Genomic DNA, 19874 nt, shown 5'->3' with positions numbered 1-19874 from the left:
ATGTCCCTTCTCGAAATCAAAAATCTCACCGTCGCCTTCGACACCTCGGCCGGCCTCTTCAAGGCCGTCGATGGCATTGATATCTCCGTCGATGCCCGCGAAGTTCTCGCCATCGTCGGCGAAAGCGGCTCGGGCAAATCTGTGGCCATGCTCGCCACCATGGGCCTCCTGCCCTCGACCGCGACCGTGACGGCCGATGTCATGACCTTTAATGGCCGCGACCTTCTCAAGATGCCCGAAGCCGAACGGCGCAAGATCATCGGCAAGGACATTGCCATGATCTTTCAGGAGCCCATTGCAAGCCTTAATCCCTGCTTCACCGTTGGCTTCCAGATCGGCGAAGTGCTCGAAAAGCACTTGGGCCTCCGTGGCCGCGCGGCGCATGACCGCGCGCTCGAACTGCTGCGCCAGGTCGGCATTCGCGATGCCGCCGACAAGCTCAAGGCCTTCCCGCACCAGATGTCGGGCGGGCAGTGCCAGCGCATCATGATCGCCATGGCTATCGCCTGCAATCCGACGCTGCTGATCGCCGACGAGCCAACGACTGCGCTCGACGTGACCATCCAGAAGCAGATCCTCGATCTCCTGGTCCGCCTCCAGGAACAGACCGGCATGGCGCTGATCATGATCACCCATGACATGGGCGTCGTGGCAGAGACGGCCGACCGCGTGATCGTCCAATATAAGGGTCGCAAGATGGAAGAAGCCGACGTGCTCTCCCTCTTTGAAAATCCGCAATCGAACTACACGCAGGCGCTGCTTTCGGCGCTGCCGGAAAACGCTGTCGGCGATCGCCTGCCGACGGTCTCCGACATGCTGTTCCAAGCTGCGCCCGGAGCACGCTGATGACGACACCGGTTCTCGAAGTCCGCGACCTCAAGCGCGACTACATCACCTCCCAGGGTTTTCTGCGCCCGGCGAAGGTTCTGCATGCCGTCAAAGGCGTCAGCTTCACCCTCGAAAAGGGCAAAACCCTCGCCGTCGTGGGCGAAAGCGGTTGTGGCAAGTCGACCCTTGCCCGCATGATCACCCTGATCGATCCACAGACGTCTGGCGAGATCCTGATCGACGGCATTCCGGCAAGCGCTGCGCATGTCACCAAGGAACTGCGCCAAAAGGTCCAGATCGTCTTCCAAAATCCCTATGGCTCGCTCAATCCACGCCAGAAGATCGGCGACGTGCTGGCCGAACCGCTTCTACTCAACACCGACATGTCGGCCGCTGAACGGCGCGAAAAGGCCATGGCCATGCTGATCAAGGTCGGTCTGCAGCCCGAGCATTATAACCGCTATCCGCACATGTTCTCGGGCGGCCAGCGTCAGCGCATCGCCATTGCGCGCGCGCTGATGCTCAACCCGAGTTTCCTGGTTCTCGACGAGCCGGTTTCCGCGCTCGATCTCTCCGTACAGGCCCAGATTCTCAATCTTTTGAAGGATCTGCAGGACGAGTTTGGCCTCACCTATGTGTTCATCAGCCACGACCTTTCGGTCGTGCGCTACATCGCCGATGAAGTCATGGTCATGTACTTTGGCGACGTCGTCGAACACGGCACCCGCGAGGCGGTTTTTGCGGCGCCACAGCACGAATATACCAAGACGCTTTTTGCCGCGACGCCCAAGGCCGATGTCGAGCACATCCGCGCCCGCATCGCCCGTAAGAAAGCATTGACCGCATAATGCATGATTGCCGATACGGCGCGGAGCCAAGCGCTTCGCGCCGCGTTGTGCGAACATGTCTATTGCGTCGAAAAAATCTCGCCCCAAACGCCGTGATCGCGGTCGCCGCGCCAGAACGCCGATCGCCATTCCGTGGCGCGGCTGGCGCGATATAGTTTATCGGCTTTTCGTCGGCTTCAACGACAACCGGATTCTGCTTACGGCCGCGGGCGTCACCTTCTTTCTGCTCTTTGCGCTCGTACCCTCGCTCAGTCTTTTCGTCTCGAGCTATGGGCTTCTCAACGATCCAGCGGGCGTGATCGAACAGCTTAATTTGCTCGAGGGTTTGGTCCCCGGCGATGGCCTCGAAATCATCCGCGAGCAATTGGTCCGGCTGACGAGCGAAACCAATGCCTCGCTTGGCTTTGCGCTGCTGATCTCCCTCGGTCTTGCCCTTTGGGGCGCCAGCGCCGGTATCAAGGCCTTTTTCGAGGCGATGAACATCGTCTATGGCGAGCGCGAAAAGCGCAGTTTCATCCGCATCAACCTGCTGGCGCTCTGCTTTGTGCTTGGCGCACTGCTGTTGCTGGTGGTCGTCCTTGGCGCAGTACTCGTCATGCCGGTGCTGCTGCATTATCTCGCGCTTGGCCGGTTCGAATGGCTGGTGCGCGTCGGCTCCTATGTCATCATGCTGACAACGCTCGTCATTGCGCTCTCGGCCATCTATCGCTGGGGCCCGAGCCGGCAGGAGGCGCAGTGGCGTTGGGTCACGCCGGGGAGCCTTTTTGCCACCTTCGGCATCATGGTGATGTCGGCCGGTTTCTCTTGGTATGCCGCCAATTTTTCAAACTACAATGCGACCTATGGTTCGCTTGGCGCACTGATCGGCCTGCTCACCTGGATCTGGTTCTCGGTAACGATCGCCATTCTGGGCGGGGCACTCAATTCCGAGCTCGAACATCAAACTGCCATCGACTCGACGACCGGCGAGCCGGCGCCCCTCGGTGCGCGCGGCGCCTATGTCGCCGATACTCTTGGCGAGACATGGCCGGAGAGCGAGGGCAAGGGCGGCAGCCCGTCCCCCGCCTGAAACGCTTCAGAGGGTGACGCGCTTGCCCCCGCGCGAAGACGCGATCAAAGCGTCGATGAGCCGATGCACCCGCAGCGCCGTCGCTCCGGTTGAAACTGGCTGGCGGCCCGACTGTACTGCGTCGGCAAATTCAGCGATCTGATCCATGTGCCAATCGAAGGGGAAGGCCATGGGGTCTGCTCCACCACCACTGCTGCTGGCTTCGCCGACGACCTCTTCCCGGCCATCGAACCAGCGCAAGGTGAGATTGCCGCCGGTCAGCGTCGCGCTGGCTTTCTCGAAGTTGAGCACCAGGCTCTCTGCCCCGCCCGGAAAATTTGCCGTCGTCGCCATCAGCGCGCCCACCGCACCATTGGCAAACTCGATGCCGCCAGCGACGAAATCTTCGGTTTCCATCTGGTGGAAGCCTGTGGTCGCGGCGAGGGCCGTGACGGCTTTGGCCGGTCCCGTCAGGCTCAGCATCAAGTCGAGCGAGTGAATGGCCTGGGTGATGAGCACGCCTCCGCCATCCTGGGCGAAGGTCCCCCGGCCGGGCTTGTCGTAATACCCAACCTGCGGGCGCCACCACGGCACGACGAGATGAGCCGAAAACAGCGCCCCAAGCTCATCGCTCGCAACTTTCGCCGCCAAGGCCTTCGACGCCGCGCGAAAGCGATGCTGGAAGATGATCCCAAGCGTCACGCCGGACTTTTCGCAGATCGCGACGATCCGTGCGGCAGCTTCCGTCGTCCGCTCGACGGGTTTTTCCATCAGGATATGCTTGCCGGCCTTCGCCGCCGCTTCCACCAGTTCCTCGCGCGCATTGGGCGGGGTCAGGATCAGGATGGCGTCGATTTCGGGATCGGCCAGCATGGCCTCGTAGCTCTCAGCGGCGGGAAAGTCATAGGTCGCGCAAAACTGCTGCAACGCTGGCGTATCGCGGCGCCAGACGCCCCGCACCTCGATGCTGTCCCGGAGCGCATCGAGCGCCTGCGCATGCGGTTTCGCAGCCATGCCAGCGCCCACCACGCCCAGTCCGAATTTTTTCGATTGCGCCATGGCCGGCCCCTTTGCGTTCCATACAAGATCGTGGAAATCGCAATAGCCAATTTTGCTGCCGTTGTCGCGCCCTCTTGTGACGCAGCTATACCGCCGGATTACCCAGCATGCCGCCAGGCGTTCCGGCCGAGGAATTCCTCGAAGGCTTCGCGAGACATGGGCTTGGCGAAAGCATAACCCTGCAAGATGTCGCAGCCGAGATCGCGGAGGATGCGTGCATGCTCCATGCTCTCGACGCCCTCGGCGACAATTTCGATATCCATGGACTTGCCAATATCGACGATGGAGGCAACAAGCCGCCGTTGACTGGCTTCCGTGGTGATTGGATCGACCAGAAGCCGATCGATTTTCAACCGGCGCGGCCGCAGTTTTTGCAGCGAAACGATGGATGCATAGCCTGTGCCGAAATCGTCGATCTCCACATCGATTCCAAGCGCTTTGATCTGGTCGATATTCCACGCGACGATGCCGTCGCTCTCGTCGAGATAGATCGATTCCACCAGCTCGAACGCAACGCGGTCGGGCGGAAGATCCATATCCCTTAAGGTCGACACCAACCCCTCATCATGGAGCCGCCTCTGCGAGACGTTGACAGACACGCGTGGCACACCCAAGCCGAGCTTGTCCCACCGGGCGAGATCGTCCAACGACTGGCGCAAAATGGCGTGGTCGATCGCAGCGACGACGCTCAGCTCCTCTGCAACCGCCATAAAACTGTCGGGCGCACGTAGACCCTTGGTCGGATGCTGCCAGCGCGCCAGGGCCTCGACCCCGACGACATCAAGCGTCTGGGCGCAGAATTGCGGCTGGTAATAGGGAATGAAATCTTGTCTTTCGAGACTGGTCAGGATTTCGTCGGCCACGCGCTTGGTCTTGACCACCTCGGCCTGCAGCTCGGCGGAGAAGAATTCAAAGCGGTTACGGCCCCTGCCCTTCGCCCGATAGAGCGCGATATCAGCATTGATCAGCAGTTGCTCGATATCGATGTCGGGCACCATGGCTGTGGCAATACCGACGCTGACGCCGCAGCGGCATTCGTGGCCCTCGTGGTAGAGTGGCTTGCGCATGGCTTCAACGATGCGCGCCGCAAGACGGGCCAGGCTCTCCTCGCCATGCCGGTTGCTCGAAAGCACCACGAACTCGTCGCCACCGATGCGCGCCACAAAATCGTCCTCGCGGCAGGAGTCGCGCAAGACCGCGCTCGCATGCACAAGCATAGCGTCGCCAGCCGCATGGCCAAGTGTATCGTTGATCTGCTTGAACCGATCGAGGTCGATGTGCAGCAGCGCGATCGTGCCGCTGTCACGGTAGCCAAGCTCAGCATGACGGCGCAGCGTTTCGTCGAGAAAGCGCCGATTGGGCAGGCCCGTCAGGCTATCGTGCAGCGCATTGTATTCAATCCTCACGCGGACCGCTTCGAGCTCGGCATTACGTGCTTCGGTCAGCGCATTGGCGCTCCGCAGGTCTTCATTGCGCAGGACCTCGGCCGTGACGTCCCAATTGACGCCCATGACCTTTTCCCCGTCCCCTTCCTTGAGCGTGATGGCGATGGAGCGGATGTGGCGAAGCGTGCCATCGGGCAAGAGCACGCGATACACCGATTCATAACGGCCATTGGCGATCGAATCCTGGAATTCCCGCTCGGCCCGCGCCTGGTCCTCGGGATGGACGACCTTTTGCCAATGGTCGTGGGTGCGGCCGGTACTATCGGGCGGCATGCCATAGATTTCGTTAGTTCGCGCGTCCCAGACTTCGTCTCCCGTGGCCATGTCGAGCTCCCAAAGCCCAACCTTGGAGGTTTCGAGCGCCAGGTTGAGCCGCTGGGTCAATTGGGTCAGCGCCAGTTCGCGATCCTTGAGCTGGCCGATATGCTCTTGGCGCTGGGCCATCAGCCTGCCGGTAATCCAGAACGGAAAGAGGATGAGAATACCGGCGAGAATGATACCGCCGCGCATAAAAAGCTGCATCGGCGTCGACTGCTGCCATCCTCCGCGCGGCACCGCCTGAATCTGCCAGCTACCGGACGGCAGGGTGACATCGGCAACCACCGGATTGAGTGCCGACACATTCGTCCCAAAGAACGGCAGGCCCGCCTTGCCTTGCCCGTCTTGTCCAATGATCGAGATTTCGAGGTCCTTGGCGGCCGAATAGACGCCGCTATCGCCATAGAGGCGATCGACATCGACCACGGCTGAGACGACGCCCCAGAACCGGCGCCCCTCACCTTCCCCCACAAAGACGGGAAACCGTCCGACAAAGCCGCGTCCGCCCTGAACAAGATTGACCGGCCCGGCCAGCACCAATTCGCCTGTTTCAAGCACGCGCTCGATCGCCGCCCATTGATCGGGAACTTTGCGATAATCGAGCCCGATCGCCTTTTGGTTGGCAATGCGGGGATAGGTCATGCGAATGACGAGATCGGGCGCGGCCGCGACCAAACGCAACTGGCCCGTGCCGACGAACAGGTTCTTGACCAGTTCATCAAACCGCGCCTGATCCATATCCGGCTCGGTGGCAATCACGGACACAAGTCCGCGCATCAACTGGATATTGCTCGAGACCTGGCCTTCAAGCTTGGCCCGGATCACTGAAATCTGGCTCAGCACCTCTGAACGCATGCGTTCCTGGCTGATGGTCGTTGCCTGCTTGTCGACAACAATCCCGGCAATGATGACCACGATGATGGCGATCAGCATGGGCAAAATGCCCGTTCGTCGCCAATTCCACAGGTTCTGCCGAAGGACTGTTCCGACCATGACGCCCTAAAAGTTATGGCCGGATTTCGGCCTTAACTCAGATTAGCGTGTCAGCTCTTGATCAGATCGTTACAAACCGTGACCAAATCGAGGCGTGGTAAACGGCTGGCAAAGAAACCGGCAAACGTAAGCTACCGTGAGCGCTGAAAATTCACGCAGGCTCTACTGGCGTCGCAAACTCATCGCCCTGCCCTTACCACCAGGAGGAATGGCAAGCGTGATGACGATTGTTGCCGCTTCCTGGACATGAGGCGCCCGTTCTGCCCATTCGACAAAGACCACACCATTATCGGTGTCGAGGAGACCGAGCTCGTCGGCTTCCGCAGCATCGCCGAGGCGGTAAAGATCGGCATGCAGCACAGGCCCGGCCGGCGTTTCATAGGGCTGCACGAGAGCAAACGTGGGCGACGGCACTTCCAGATCGGCATCCTTCGCCAGGGCCCTGATCGTCGCCCGCGCCAGCGCCGATTTACCGGCACCCAATTCACCTTCAAGGCTAACGATGTCGCCTGGCCGCAGCATCCCGGCCAGCTCCTGGCCAAAGGCTGAGGTTGCGTCGTCGTCGGCGAGGAAACGCTGCATTTATTCGGCTACGCCAGCAAGGGCGCTGTCACGGGGAAAGTTGACGACGATGCGGCTACCACGCGGTTCGCGCTGCTCGGCCGAGATCGTCCCCCCATGAAGATTCACGAATGTCCGCACGATGGAAAGACCGAGTCCGGCCCCCCGCATGCGCCCGCCTGCCCCGGGAGAATCGAGACGGGTCAGAATGGCCGACCGCAATTCGTCGGTCAGGCCCGGACCCTCGTCTTCGATGATGAAGAGCATGCGGTCGGCGCGATGCGATACCGAAAGCCGGATCTCGCCATTGGGCGGCGAGAACCGCGCAGCATTGGAGAGGAGATTATACAGCACCTGCACGATGCGCGTCCCATCGGCGATGAATTCGGGCAGGTCAGGCTCGACATAGACAACGAGATTGGTGCCATTGCCGTTAATTTCCGGAAAAGTCGCGGAAAGGCCGGCCTTGGCCTTATCGATCAGTTGCGGAACGCTGAGCGTTTCAGGATTAAGCTCGGCAATCCCGGCATCGACCGAAGCAAGATCGAGAATATTGTCGATAAGCACGCCCAGCGTGACCGACGAGGCCCGGATATATTCGATATAGGCCTTCTGGCGTTCATTAAGCGTATCGCCCTCTGTCCCCGCGAGGAGATCGGCAAAGCCGATGATATTGGTCAGGGGGCTCCGCAACTCGTAGGACACGTTTTCGACGAAGGCGTCCTTGAGGCGATCTGCAGTGACGAGCGCATCATTGCGCTCCTTGAGCACCTTGGAATAGCTCGCGCTTTCGGTGACATCGAGAAAGGTCATCATCGTCTGGCCATCGGGCAGGCGCGTGATGGCATAGTCGAGCAGACGCCCATCGGCGCGCTCGATGCGCCCGGCCTTGTCGGTTCTGGTCGGATTGAGGTCGATGATATTGCGCTTGAGGTCGTGCCATATCTTGGCGCCATCCTGCAGCACCTTGCCGGACGCATCGGCCAGTTGATCGATATGCGGATTGGCGTCGAGGATGTTCATCGGCAGCTTGAAGAGCGCCGACAGCCGTGGATTGGACAGGGCGAGGCGACCATTGGTGCCGAACACCGCCACAGCCTCGGAGAGCGCGTTGATGGTTTCGCGCTGCACATTGGTCATGGCCTTATTGGCCGATTCAAGTTTGAGGCGCTCGGTAATGTCTTCAAAGACATAGATCACGCCGCCCTGGGCACCGGCCGGCGCGGAAATAACCTTGATCGTGCGGCCGTCCGGAAGGTGCCAGGGCTCAGCCTCGAAGGGCTCCTTGCGATTGTAGGAGTCGAGGTGCTTGGTCCGCCAGGTGTGATAATCGACCTGATTGGGCAGCATGCCCTCGGTGCGGAGCTTGTCGAGAATGGCCCGCTCATCAAGACCAAGAGCCAAAAATTTGCGATCGAGATTCCAGATCGAGGCGTAAGCAGGGTTGAACTGCACCAGTTCGCGTCGTGCATTGAAAATGGCGATGGGCGTCGCCAAGGCATCGATGATGCCAGCGATATGGGCAAGGCTCGGCTCGCCCGCCTTTTCCGCTGCGACTGGTTCGGTGCCCGACAATCGGCGCAGGTAACCCGCGCGGCCATCGGCGACCGGAATATCGATCAGCTCGAAATTTCCCGCCTTGCCAAGCGAGATGCGCTGGCGCAGCGGCTCGCTATTGGTGCGGCAGGCCGCCAGATACGCGTCGAGGTCGCGACTATCCAAGATTTCGGCAGGGGCTTCGGCCGAGCCTGTTTTGCCCAAACCCGCGCACAGTTCGAGATAAGCGGGGTTGGCAAAGACCAGGCGGCCGGACACATCGCGCAAGAATGCGGGCGTCGAAAGCAATTTGAGGACTGCAAGCACGCTGCCGCGATCGGCGCCTTCGGCCGCCAGACGGTCTTCGGCGTCATTCTGCGCTTGCGAAAAGGCCGGGCGCAGACGAAGAGCGGCGCCACCGCCGGCAAGCCATCCGGTCGCGCGGACAATGCGTCCGTCGAGCGACTTGATGCTGGCCGAAAAACTATGGCCATCGACGCGCAGGCGCTCGACGAGAATGGAGAGACGCTCCGCCTCGCTGCCACTGAGCCATGTATCGAAGTTGAGGACGCTTTCGGCGCGGCGGCCCGGCGGCAGTACAGCTGCAGGCTGCCCCAAAAGCCGCGGCGCGACGCCAGCCTGCTCGGGCCAGACGACGGTCAGTTCGCGGCTGCCACCGATGAGATTTTCATAATCGTCGACCAGGGCGCGCAAATCGGCGATTTGGGCGCGGGCCTTGCCTTGGGCGAGCTTGCCGTCGCGCAACAGTGTGCGCAACAGGGTCACGGCGACAAGGGCGAAGCCACCTGCACCAATGGCCACGGCGACGGGTACAATGCCGCCCATATTTGCCACTGAAGCACTCTGCGCGAAGGCTGGGACTGCCATTGTCAGAGTTAAGGGGACGGACGCAAAACTTGCGAATCCCCAATGCTTCCGGAATCGATCCGGCGCCATAGACTGCCCTCGCTTCTTTTATTGTTGCAAGTCCGGCCTATGCGGCCGGTACGCGTTCACTGAAACTGGCGCCTGAACGCGGAAAGATCCCTACTGGGATTCCAAGGTGCCCCCGAGCCGGTAACGTGTCCCCCGCGACCGAATCGCCCCAACATAACGAGGGTATGAATCGCGAAAAAGAGTCTTCATGGCTGTGCTTTGCGGGCAAAGCGCTAAGGAAGCGCTTGACGGAGAACGAACTAGAAACGTTTTGTTAACCATTCGCGCCAAAGCAGAAACAATGCGGGCCGGATACGCTCAGGCCCGCTTCAATCGGTCTAGAACTCGGACCAATCATCCTTGAGTGCGGTATTGCCGCTGGTGAGATAGGCAGATGCCGCCGCCTTCACCTTTGGTGCGGCCTTCGCAGCGACCGGTGCTGACCGCGCCCGGTTGACGGGGCTGCGTTGCTGCGCGCCTTCGATGTGGAAGACATCGACGATCCGGTCGAGTTCGCTCGCCTGGTTTTCGGTCTGCTCGATCGCCGCATTCACCTCTTCGACCAGCGCCGCATTGTGCTGGGTCATTTCATCCATCTGACGAACGGCGGTGTTGACCTCGTCGATCGCGGAAGCCTGTTCGCGGCTGGCGCGCGCGATATCGTCGAGAAGCGCTGTATTGGCGCGGAGCCCGTCCATCATCGCATTGAGCTTGCCGGCGGCATCGGCCACGAGCTTCGAGCCCGAACCGACCTCCTGCGCACTCTGCTCGATCAGCGCCTTCACTTCGGACGACGCCTGGGCAGCGGACTGCGCCAGACGGCGGACTTCGACAGCAACCACAGCAAAGCCCTTGCCCGCTTCACCAGCCCGCGCCGCTTCGACCGAAGCATTGAGTGCCAGCAGGTTGGTCTGGAAGGCGATGTCGTCGATCATGCCGATAATATTGGAAATCTTCGAGGAAGACTGGGTAATCCGCTCCATCGCCGAATTGGCCTGATCCATCACCGCGCCGCCTTCTTCGGCTGACCGCGACACGACGCTCGCCTTCTGGCTCGCATCCGACGCCTTCTTGGCATTCTCGGTCACGGTCTGGGCAAGCTGCTCCATCGAGGCCGAGGTCTCTTCGATCGTTGCCGCCTGACGCGTCGTGCGCTCGGAAAGATCATTGGCGCCCGAAAGAATCTCGCTCGTTGCCGATTTCAGCGTGCCCGAGGTCCCTCGCAACTGATGGATAACATCGCTGAGCTTGTCGGCCACGAGGTTGACGTCAGTCTTGAGCTTGCCGAAGGCGCCGCGATGTTCGCCATGCATGCGCTGGGTCAGGTCGGCCTGCGCCATCGCGCTCAGCACCGTGCCGGTTTCCGTCAGGCCGCGATCGACGCTGTCGACAAGATCATTGACCGAGGTCGCGAGGCCATTGAGTTCGGCGTCCGGGAAAGTCGCGGGGACGCGCTTCGAAAAATCACCATCGAGCGCGGAGTCGACGACATTGCCGAAGGCCTGCTGCAGCTCCATCATCATGTCCTGGCGCGATTCCTGATCCCGGATGATGCGGGATGCTTCTGCCTCGGTCATTTGCGACACTTTCATGCCATTCTCGCGGAAGACTTCGACGGCCCGTGCCATGGCCCCGATTTCGTCCATGCGATCGGTCCCGATCACCTCGGTCTCGAACTTGCCGTCGGCGACCTTATCCATGATGCCGGTGAGGCGAACGATCGGGTTGGTAATGGTGCGCGCCAGAAGGAAGGCCACGGCCGAAACCACCAGCGCCACGATGAGGCCGATGATCCCCATCTCGACATAGCTGCTGCGGGCGGCGGCGGCGAGATCGTCGGTATAAACGCCGGTGCCGATCACCCAGCCCCAGGGCTGGAAGAGCTTGATATAGGAGAGCTTGGCGACGCCTTCGGTGTCGGCTGTCCGCTTCCAATGGTAATCGACAAAGCCCTGGCCATTGGCCTTGGCCACGTCGACCATTTCGCGGAAGATGAACTTGCCGTTGGTGTCGGTCGCTTCGAGCTGGCTGACATTGACGAGGTCGGCGCGGATGGGGTGCATGATCATCACGCCATCGGTGTTCAGCACGAACATATATTCGGTGCCGCGATAGCGCAGGTCCTGCAGCGCCGCGAGCGCCGTGGCCTTGGCCTGATCTTCGCTGATTTCGCCCTTTTGGGCGCGCTGATATTGGCCATTGGAAATCGCGTCGGCCGCTTCGATCAGCGCCTGCAATTCGCCGCGACGGGCTTCTTCGCGTGTGCCGTTGATCTGCTGAACGCCGGTCACGCCCATGATCGTCAGGGAGACGATCGCCAGGGCCACGAGCAAATAGATGCGGCCTACAATCTTGAGTTTGAACACTGTTGCCTTCCTAATCCTTCTGGACACCGCGGGGGACCGCGGCAACGAGGCAAACCGGTTCAATGAGGCGCAGTTGGGCACCGCGCCACACTATCCTTCGTTGTGCCCCCGCACTTTGGGGTCGTGGCTTCTGCTCCACTTCTCCTAAACTTAAGTTAGGGGAAACACGGTAAAGACTTCGCTACACCGCCCAAGGAAAAGGGCCCCGTAAGGCCCTTTAATTGCTGATTTGTGACAGCGGAAACACTTCAAAATTCGGACCAATCGTCCTTGAGTGCCGCATTGCCATTGGTCAGGTAAGCCGAGGCTGCCGCCCTGACGCGCGGAGCGGTTTTGGTGGCGGGCGCCGAGCGTGTCTGGGACGGGCGCTGAAGGCTCGTTTCAATGGTGAAGACATCGACGATCCGGTCGAGTTCGCTCGCCTGGTTTTCCGTCTGCTCGATCGCGGCGTTCACTTCCTCGACCAGCGCCGCATTGTGCTGGGTCATCTCGTCCATCTGACGAACGGCAGTATTGACCTCGTCGATGGCCGAAGCCTGTTCGCGGCTGGCATGGGCGATATCGTCAAGCAGTGCTGTATTGGCGCGCAGCCCTTCCATCATGGCGTTGAGTTTGCCCGATGCGTCCGCCACGAGCTTGCTGCCCGAGCCGACTTCCTTGGCGCTCTGCTCGATCAGAACCTTCACCTCGGAAGAGGCCTGCGCGGCCGACTGCGCCAGACGCCGAACTTCGACGGCAACAACCGCGAAACCCTTGCCTGCTTCTCCAGCCCGCGCCGCTTCCACCGAAGCGTTCAAGGCAAGCAGGTTGGTCTGGAAGGCGATATCGTCGATCATGCCGATGATATTGGAAATCTTTGACGAAGACTGCGTGATCCGCTCCATCGCCGAATTAGCCTGATCCATCACCGCGCCGCCTTCTTCAGCCGAGCGCGAAACCACGCTGGCCTTTTGGCTCGCATCCGACGCCTTCTTGGCGTTTTCGGTCACGGTCAGGGCAAGCTGCTCCATTGAGGCAGATGTCTCTTCGATCGTCGCTGCCTGACGGGTAGTGCGCTCGGAAAGATCATTGGCGCCAGAGAGAATTTCGCTCGTCGCCGATTTCAGCGTGCCCGAGGTGCCGCGCAACTGACCGACAATATGGGTCAGGCGGTCGGCGACCTGGTTGACGTCGGCTTTGAGCTTGGCAAAGGCGCCGCGATGCTGGCCATCCATGCGGCAGGTCAGGTCGGTATTGGCAAGTGCGCTGAGCACGGTGCCCGTCTCGCTCAGCCCCTTGTCGACGCTGTCGACCAGGTCGTTGACCGAGGTGGCAAGCCCATTGAGTTCGGCATCGGGGAAGGTCGCGGGAACGCGCTTGGAAAAATCGCCATCGATGGCGGAGTCCACCACATCGCCGAAGGCGCGCTGCAGCTCGACCATCATCTCGCGCCGGGCTTCCTCGTCGCGGATGATGCGGGCGGCTTCCGCCTCGGTCATCTGCGCGATCTTGAGGCCGTTTTCGCGGAAGATTTCCACGGCCTTGGCCATGGCGCCGACTTCATTGTTGCGATGGGTATAGGGCACTTGGGTTTCGAGCGCGCCCTGACCGATGCTGGTCGTTGCCTGCGAGAGCTTGAGCACCGGGCGGACGAAAAGGCGCGCCATCAGCAGCGAAAGACCGCCAATGATCAGCATGGTCAGGCCGCCGATGATCGCGAGAAGGCGCAGCGTGCTTCCGATCACGCCATTGATCTTGGCCTGTTCGATGCCGACGTAAAGAATGCCCACAACCTTGCCCGCGGTGTCGACGATCGGCTGATAGCGCACATAATTGGGCACACCCAGCACGTCGGCCGTTCCGCCATAGGCGGTGCCGCCAGAAACGACGGGGAACACCGACCCCTTGGGATCGAGCGGCGTACCGATGGCGCGTTCGCCACTGGCCAAAAGAATATTGGTCGATTGCCGGATGAATTCGCCCGTCGCGGGGTCGAGCGCGAAGATCGTTGCCTTGTTGCCGGTGACGCGGACAATGCTGTCGATCAGGTCGTGGCTCGCGATGGCGGGCATGGCCGGAACGGTGACGGCGCCGATCGTGCCGTCAGTATTCCAGGAAATTTCTGTTTGAGGGAATTCGGCGCGGAACAGGGTTGATGTCAGGCGGATGCCTTCACGCAGCGATTCTTCAGCCGTCCTGTGGGCATCGCTCGCTAGGCTCGCATAGACAGCGCAGACTACGGCGATGATGGCGATGAATATCGCGCCAATCACCAGAGCGGAAATGGAGGTGGTCAGCTTGATGCTGTGGAAGAAGGATTTGGTCGCTCCGCGCATGGCGTGGGGTGCCCTGTTTGCTTGTGTTGTCGTCCTCCCAACCACAAGATAGGCAAGGAAGGTTAACGAAGGCCGCTGGCCTTAGAAGATTTCCGTAATGACAAGTGCTTAGCGCAACCCCAGACCAAATCTTTGAAAAACAAAGGCAAATAGAAAAGCCCGCCGAAGCGGGCTTAGCTTTTGGTCTAGGTCGAAGAGATCAGTAGCGATATTCGTTCGACTTGAACGGGCCGTTTTCGCTGACGCCGATGTAGTCGGCCTGGGTCTTCGAGAGCTTGGTGAGCTTGGCGCCGAGTTTGGCGAGGTGCAGTTCGGCGACCTTTTCGTCGAGGTGTTTTGGGAGAACGTGCACCTTCTTTTCGAGCTTATCGCCCTGCGTCCAGAGTTCGATCTGGGCCAGCGTCTGGTTCGCAAAGGATGCCGACATGACAAAGCTCGGGTGACCGGTGGCATTGCCGAGGTTCACAAGACGACCTTCGGAAAGAAGGATCAGGCGCTTGCCATTGGGCTGCTCGATCAGGTCGACCTGCGGCTTGACGTTGGTCCACTTGAAATTGCGAAGGCCCAGAACGTCGATCTCGTTGTCGAAGTGGCCGATATTGCAGACGATGGCCATGTCCTTGAGGTTGCGCATATCGTCGACCATCAGCACGTCACGGTTGCCCGTGGCAGTGACGACGATATCGGCGCGGTGCGCTGCATCTTCGAGGGTGACGACTTCAAAGCCTTCCATGGCGGCCTGCAGGGCGCAAATCGGATCAACTTCGGTGACGAGCACGCGGGCGCCGGCGCCCCGGAGCGATTCCGCCGAACCCTTGCCCACATCGCCATAGCCGCAAACGATGGCGACCTTGCCCGCCAGCATCACGTCGGTGCCGCGACGGATGGCGTCGACCAGCGATTCACGCGTGCCGTACTTATTGTCGAACTTGGACTTCGTGACCGAGTCATTGACGTTGATGGCGGGGAACGGCAGCTCGCCCTTGGCATGGAGCTGATAGAGGCGCATCACGCCTGTGGTGGTTTCTTCCGAAACGCCGCGGATCGCATCGCGGATCTTGGTGAAGAAGCCCGGCGATTTAGCGAGGCGGCGCTTGATGGTGGCGAAGAACACTTCTTCTTCTTCGCTGCCTGGCTTGTCGAGGACGGAAATGTCCTTCTCGGCCTTGGCGCCGGTGAGAATATACATGGTGGCGTCGCCGCCATCGTCGAGGATCATGTTCGGGGTCGAACCCGGCCAATCCATCATGCGATCGGTGAAATCCCAGTATTCTTCGAGCGTTTCGCCCTTATGGGCAAAAACCGGAATGCCGGCGGCGGCAATGGCGGCTGCAGCATGGTCTTGGGTCGAGAAGATGTTGCACGACACCCAGCGCACTTCGGCGCCGAGAGCCACCAGCGTCTCGATGAGAACGGCGGTCTGGACGGTCATGTGGAGCGAGCCGGCAATGCGGGCGCCACGCAGCGGCTGGGCTGCCGCATATTCCTCGCGGATCGACATCAGACCCGGCATTTCGATCTCGGCGATCGTGAGTTCCTTGCGGCCGAAATCGGCCAGCGAAATATCCTTGACCGCATAGTCGGTCGATTGGAGCGTCATGCTCGGTCTCCGGAAGGTTTTTTTGCGTTGCCTTTCCTATACGCAAGCGGGCCCCCGCGTTCAACCGCACATATAAAGGAATGTTTATATCCTATGAACGATAGACGACGCGCCGGCGGCGAAACGGCAGGCTGCAGAACCGGATCAGCGCCGAAAGAATGATATAGCCGAGCGCAAAACCGGTGCCCGCATAGAGAAGGCCCTCAGCCGTCACCGGCATGGCGGGCTTATAGTTTTCGAGCGTCCGGCGACCGATATCGGTGTCGAGATAGGCGGGCAGGTTGCGAAGGCGCTCCAGGGGATCGGCGCCGGCGATGCGTTGCAGCGTCGCGTTCAGCTCGGCATAGCGGCCAAAGGTGCGCTCCATGCTGCGGCCGCGATCGGCGAGAAATGTATCGGTCGATGCCTGGTAGCGGCTGAGAGCCCCCACCCGATCAAGCCCGGCTTCGCCCGCCGAGCGATCGAAGTCTTCCGTCATGATGCGCAATTCATCCACCGCGCCGCCGAGGCGCTGGGTATATTGCTGGGCATATTCGGGAAACTGGCTGAGCATCACGGCCAGCCCGACCCCACCGACACCGGCCAACATGCGTCGCATCGATTGCCCTCCCTCACACAGACCCTGTCAGACGCTTTCGCAACCGGCAAGGTTTACTCGGCCGGAACCTGTCTCGGCCTCATGTCAGAAACGGGGCGATGCGCGGTTTTGATCCAATGGAAGGGGCGCATGGTGAGATCGATGAGCGCCCGCACCGTCGCCCAGGCGATGGCGATCCAATAGATCGGCAAGAACAATTGCCAGCCGAGAATATCCTTCTGCCCTGACCGCAACAGCCCGGCGATCTGCTTTGAGAAGGCAATGCCATAGCCAATGGCGAAGACGGCGAGGAACGAGACCGACCACAGATCGAGCCGGAACGGCTCGAACCGCCCCAAGAGAAGGGCGAGAATGCAGCTCAGCGTAAAGCCGGTATGAAGGAGCGGCGAGAGGATCATCCCGAGCACCATGATCTCGAAAACGAGAAACCGCGGCAGGCCAAAGTCTTTCAGCAATTGCCTCGGCTGGCGATTGTGGACGAGGAAGGTCTGCATCCACCCCTTCATCCAGCGCCGGCGCTGGCCCATCCAGATGGTCAGGCTTTCCGGCGCGTCCTCATAGGTCACAGCGCTACTGGTGCCGCAATTGAGCCGCCGACGCGCGAGGCGCACGCCGAGATCGGCATCTTCGGTGACATTATAGGCATCCCAGCCGCCCACGGCCCTCAGGCTCGCGAGGCGGAAATGATTGGATGTGCCGCCGAGCGGAATGACGGCGCCCCAGCGTCCGAGTGCGGGCAGGAAGACCGAAAAAAGCCCGGCATATTCCCCGGCAAAAAGCGCAGGCAACCACCCCCGCGCGCCATTGGCGATCACGAGCCGGGCCTGAATGCAATGGAGGTGCGGCGCACGGCGGAAATGACCGACGATCTGGCGCAGCTGCTGCGGCTCGGGCCGATCCTCGGCATCGAAGACGACGACAAACTCACCGCGGCAAAAGGGCAGCGCAAAGTCGAGTGCCTTGGGCTTGGTCAAAGGCAGAGCATGCGGCACCTCCACCAGGCTGAACCGCCCCTTGGGCAAGTGCCGCTGCACGGCCGCCACGGTTTCGGGCGAGCGCTGCTCGACGACGAAAATGATGTCGAGGAGATGGGCGGGGTAGTCGAGTTTGAGGAATTCGCGGCAAAGCTGGTCGACCATGTCGGCCTCGTCGCGCAGCGGCACCAGGACGGAATAGACCGGCAAAGCGTCGTTTTCGATTCTCTTCTCGACCACCGGCGCCGCTTTTGGCGATAGCAGCGCCGCCAGACGCATGAGCGCGGGCAGCAGGATGATCAACGCCCAGATCGGCATGATCCAGGCCGGCGCAAGATAGGGCGTCAGCACCAGCACGGCGATGATGGCAATAACAGAAGCCGCAAAAGCCATGCGCACGCCAAACGTCAGTTCAAGGCTCGCGGCGGCGCGGGGCCAGTTCCGCGCCAGCGTCTGCCGTGCGCTGTCGATGAGATCAGGCGCCGCGACCCCGGCCAGATATTGGCGCATCGCAGCAGCGGGCACGACACAGACGCGGCGCGTCAAAGCCGGGTCTGCTTCGGTCAAGGACTTAAGCGCCATCAAGCCGCGGAAGTCGGGCGCGGTATAGGCGATATCACGGTCGAGCGTCGTGACCCGCACCATATGGATTTCGGCGAGACGCTCGGTGAGCAAGGGCACAGAGAGATCGCTACCGACCGGAATGGTCTCGAAATAAGCAATCCCGATATGCTCGGCGCCCCGCTCCAGCGCCGTGTTGACGTCGAGATGGAGCGAAAACGCGGCATGGAGCAGCGGATCGACCTCAACCAGCATGGCCTCTTCCAGAAGCCGCTGTGCCGTGTGTTCACTCTCTTCCGGCCCGATGATTGCACGCATGAGTGCGAGGGCCCGGGGCATGATGGCCTCAGTGCGCGTAAAGCGGGATGGACGGCCCGCGTGTGGGCGGGGAGGCCGGGATGAGCGCGCGTCTCATCCCGGTGGCCCGCCGCACATTGTCGAGGGCATGCTCGGAAACCTCGATCCAGGCGGCGACAGTGGCCTTGCCATCGACCAGAGCGGGTTCGCCGAGCGGGGTAATCCTCCATCCCACGGCATTGCCATGCTCCACCATGGAGAGGGAGGAAACGAAGGTGATGAAGGTGAAGCCCTCATTGAGGGCATATTCCATCATCGCGCAGAAAAGAGCTGCAGACTCGGGTGTGCGCCGCCGGCCTTCGCGTCGATCGGGCCGCACATAAAAGCGCGTCCAATCGGCCCCAAGCGATGGGTCGGCGGGGAGATCGTCTTGCACGAGCCCGCTAAAAACTGTCTGCAGCAAGTTCGGTCGATCGAGCGGCGTCACGCGGGAGCCGCCCACCAATTGATCGCTCTTGGTGAGCAGAATATGGGTCGCATCCGCATTGTCGAAGGCATCGACATCGCGGCCATCGGACCGGCGTAGGGCTTGCCAACCCTGTTGCTCGACGAAAATCCTGTGACGCAGGCGGTAATTGTCTTCGAGAAGAGCGGCATGCCTGTCGCTGACCGGTCCGCGCACGATGTGCACCTGCATGCCCTTGCCCCCACTCCACCTCTACTGAGAGAATAGTCATGAAGCGGCAGAGACGAAAATTGTCAGTTTTCCCAATGCCCAAGCGCTGACACTAGAGCGCGATCAGCTTATGCCGGATGGCTTCGACCACGGTATGGAGCCGATTATTGGTGCCCAGCCGGCGCTGCGCGTTTTCGCAGTGCTGGTTGACGGTGCGTGCGCTGAGCCCAGTAATCTCGGCAATATCGGCAGCGGTCTTGCCGCTCGCCACCCATTTCAACACTTCCGCCTCGCGCGGGCTGATAGCGCGGCGTCGCCGATCGGTCTGCACCGTGTTGAGGAACCGCAGCCGGCCATGGGCATAGAGCGCCAGCATATGCAGTTCGAGCCGCTGCTGCTCGCTCAGCCAATCGGTGCGGCCGACGAGCGAGACAACCCCCTGCATCCCACCTTCGAGATGAACGGGCACGCAAAGCCCCTCATTCATGCCGAAGTCGTGCGCCTCGTCCATGACGCGCCGGGCCTGAGGATCGCCTTCGCGATCGTAGGGCGCATCCGACCAGTCGAACGGGAGGGTTGTGGCAAAGCAATTGCGCGCCACGGGGTCGAGGTGGACATAGCCGAGATTGGTGTAGCGCTTGTACCATTCATCGTCCCAGCCCGAGAGCAGGACAAACGGCCGGACATCGACGCCGCGATCGGGAAGCCCGGAGATGATGAAGCGCTCAAAGCCATAGTGCCCGATCGTGTCGGACACCACTTTGTGGATGCCGTCAGCGTCCTCCTGACGCTGCAGCAACTCGATCCTGTTCATCAGATCGGCGTTCACTTGGAAGCGGTCCCTCCAATTGCTCCGTAGCGTCAATTTTGACATGGACCGCAGAAATAGCAAGCTGGGCGACGGCAAGAGAGGAA

Annotated in this window: 14 protein-coding genes; 3 read left to right on the top strand and 11 right to left on the bottom strand. The window is 61.0% G+C overall.

The window, feature by feature from the left end; translation table 11 throughout:
- The 3 genes from ASG47_RS18755 to ASG47_RS18745 are packed head-to-tail and all read left to right on the top strand — an operon-like array spanning nt 1 to nt 2745.
- A complete protein-coding gene (locus ASG47_RS18755; RefSeq protein WP_061911764.1) occupies nt 1–846 on the top strand; it encodes an ABC transporter ATP-binding protein in 846 nt (281 codons plus the stop codon).
- A complete protein-coding gene (locus tag ASG47_RS18750) occupies nt 846–1676 on the top strand; it encodes a dipeptide ABC transporter ATP-binding protein (RefSeq protein ID WP_061911763.1) in 831 nt (276 codons plus the stop codon). The genes ASG47_RS18755 and ASG47_RS18750 overlap by 1 nt, the downstream gene beginning before the upstream one ends.
- A gap of 55 nt (nt 1677–1731) precedes the next feature.
- On the top strand, nt 1732–2745 hold the full coding sequence (locus tag ASG47_RS18745; protein WP_061911762.1) for a YihY/virulence factor BrkB family protein: 1014 nt from the start codon (nt 1732–1734) through the stop codon (nt 2743–2745).
- 6 nt (nt 2746–2751) lie between these two features.
- Here ASG47_RS18745 and ASG47_RS18740 read toward each other — a convergent pair whose 3' ends face one another.
- The 11 genes from ASG47_RS18740 to ASG47_RS18690 all read right to left on the bottom strand — a co-directional run bounded on the left by ASG47_RS18740 (nt 2752) and on the right by ASG47_RS18690 (nt 19788).
- Nucleotides 2752–3783 (bottom strand): Gfo/Idh/MocA family protein, encoded by a 1032-nt coding sequence (locus ASG47_RS18740; protein WP_061911761.1) that lies wholly within the window; start codon nt 3781–3783, stop codon nt 2752–2754.
- A gap of 98 nt (nt 3784–3881) precedes the next feature.
- Complete coding sequence (locus ASG47_RS18735; RefSeq protein ID WP_244487135.1) at nt 3882–6479, bottom strand: EAL domain-containing protein; 2598 nt, start codon at nt 6477–6479, stop codon at nt 3882–3884.
- Between the two features lie 222 nt (nt 6480–6701).
- The gene (gene tsaE / locus ASG47_RS18730; RefSeq protein ID WP_061911760.1) at nt 6702–7121 is read right to left on the bottom strand and encodes a tRNA (adenosine(37)-N6)-threonylcarbamoyltransferase complex ATPase subunit type 1 TsaE; all 420 of its coding nucleotides are present in this window, start codon (nt 7119–7121) and stop codon (nt 6702–6704) included.
- Nucleotides 7122–9482 carry a sensor histidine kinase gene (locus tag ASG47_RS18725; RefSeq protein ID WP_061911759.1) on the bottom strand — a complete coding sequence of 787 codons (2361 nt, stop codon included), beginning with the start codon at nt 9480–9482 and terminating at the stop codon, nt 7122–7124.
- Nucleotides 9483–9910: 428 nt separating this feature from the next.
- A complete protein-coding gene (locus tag ASG47_RS18720) occupies nt 9911–11938 on the bottom strand; it encodes a methyl-accepting chemotaxis protein (RefSeq protein WP_061911758.1) in 2028 nt (675 codons plus the stop codon).
- Nucleotides 11939–12186: 248 nt separating this feature from the next.
- Entirely contained in the window at nt 12187–14253 is a 2067-nt protein-coding gene (locus ASG47_RS18715; protein ID WP_061911757.1) for a methyl-accepting chemotaxis protein, read from the bottom strand.
- A gap of 199 nt (nt 14254–14452) precedes the next feature.
- Complete coding sequence (gene ahcY / locus ASG47_RS18710; protein WP_061911756.1) at nt 14453–15853, bottom strand: adenosylhomocysteinase; 1401 nt, start codon at nt 15851–15853, stop codon at nt 14453–14455.
- Nucleotides 15854–15944: 91 nt separating this feature from the next.
- The gene (locus ASG47_RS18705; protein WP_082511853.1) at nt 15945–16451 is read right to left on the bottom strand and encodes a DUF2937 family protein; all 507 of its coding nucleotides are present in this window, start codon (nt 16449–16451) and stop codon (nt 15945–15947) included.
- Between the two features lie 53 nt (nt 16452–16504).
- On the bottom strand, nt 16505–18325 hold the full coding sequence (locus tag ASG47_RS18700) for a glycosyltransferase family 2 protein (RefSeq protein ID WP_061911755.1): 1821 nt from the start codon (nt 18323–18325) through the stop codon (nt 16505–16507).
- Between the two features lie 7 nt (nt 18326–18332).
- Nucleotides 18333–18980, bottom strand: coding sequence for an acyl-homoserine-lactone synthase (locus tag ASG47_RS18695; RefSeq protein WP_061911754.1), 648 nt, complete (start codon nt 18978–18980; stop codon nt 18333–18335).
- A gap of 91 nt (nt 18981–19071) precedes the next feature.
- Complete coding sequence (locus tag ASG47_RS18690; RefSeq protein ID WP_061911753.1) at nt 19072–19788, bottom strand: helix-turn-helix transcriptional regulator; 717 nt, start codon at nt 19786–19788, stop codon at nt 19072–19074.
- Nucleotides 19789–19874 lie beyond the last annotated feature (86 nt).

The organism is Devosia sp. Leaf420, from assembly GCF_001425445.1.
Lineage (GTDB): Bacteria > Pseudomonadota > Alphaproteobacteria > Rhizobiales > Devosiaceae > Devosia.
This window is presented reverse-complemented; position numbering and strand designations above follow the sequence as displayed.

Coding starts and splice junctions, on each gene's coding strand:
- tsaE (WP_061911760.1), bottom strand. CDS start 7,121: ATGCAGCGTTTCCTCGCCGACGACGACGCAACCTCAGCCTTTGGCCAG.
- ASG47_RS18695 (WP_061911754.1), bottom strand. CDS start 18,980: ATGCAGGTGCACATCGTGCGCGGACCGGTCAGCGACAGGCATGCCGCT.
- ASG47_RS18745 (WP_061911762.1), top strand. CDS start 1,732: ATGTCTATTGCGTCGAAAAAATCTCGCCCCAAACGCCGTGATCGCGGT.
- ASG47_RS18735 (WP_244487135.1), bottom strand. CDS start 6,479: ATGCTGATCGCCATCATCGTGGTCATCATTGCCGGGATTGTTGTCGAC.
- ASG47_RS18750 (WP_061911763.1), top strand. CDS start 846: ATGACGACACCGGTTCTCGAAGTCCGCGACCTCAAGCGCGACTACATC.
- ahcY (WP_061911756.1), bottom strand. CDS start 15,853: ATGACGCTCCAATCGACCGACTATGCGGTCAAGGATATTTCGCTGGCC.
- ASG47_RS18700 (WP_061911755.1), bottom strand. CDS start 18,325: ATGCCCCGGGCCCTCGCACTCATGCGTGCAATCATCGGGCCGGAAGAG.
- ASG47_RS18755 (WP_061911764.1), top strand. CDS start 1: ATGTCCCTTCTCGAAATCAAAAATCTCACCGTCGCCTTCGACACCTCG.
- ASG47_RS18725 (WP_061911759.1), bottom strand. CDS start 9,482: ATGGGCGGCATTGTACCCGTCGCCGTGGCCATTGGTGCAGGTGGCTTC.
- ASG47_RS18740 (WP_061911761.1), bottom strand. CDS start 3,783: ATGGCGCAATCGAAAAAATTCGGACTGGGCGTGGTGGGCGCTGGCATG.
- ASG47_RS18715 (WP_061911757.1), bottom strand. CDS start 14,253: ATGCGCGGAGCGACCAAATCCTTCTTCCACAGCATCAAGCTGACCACC.
- ASG47_RS18705 (WP_082511853.1), bottom strand. CDS start 16,451: ATGCGACGCATGTTGGCCGGTGTCGGTGGGGTCGGGCTGGCCGTGATG.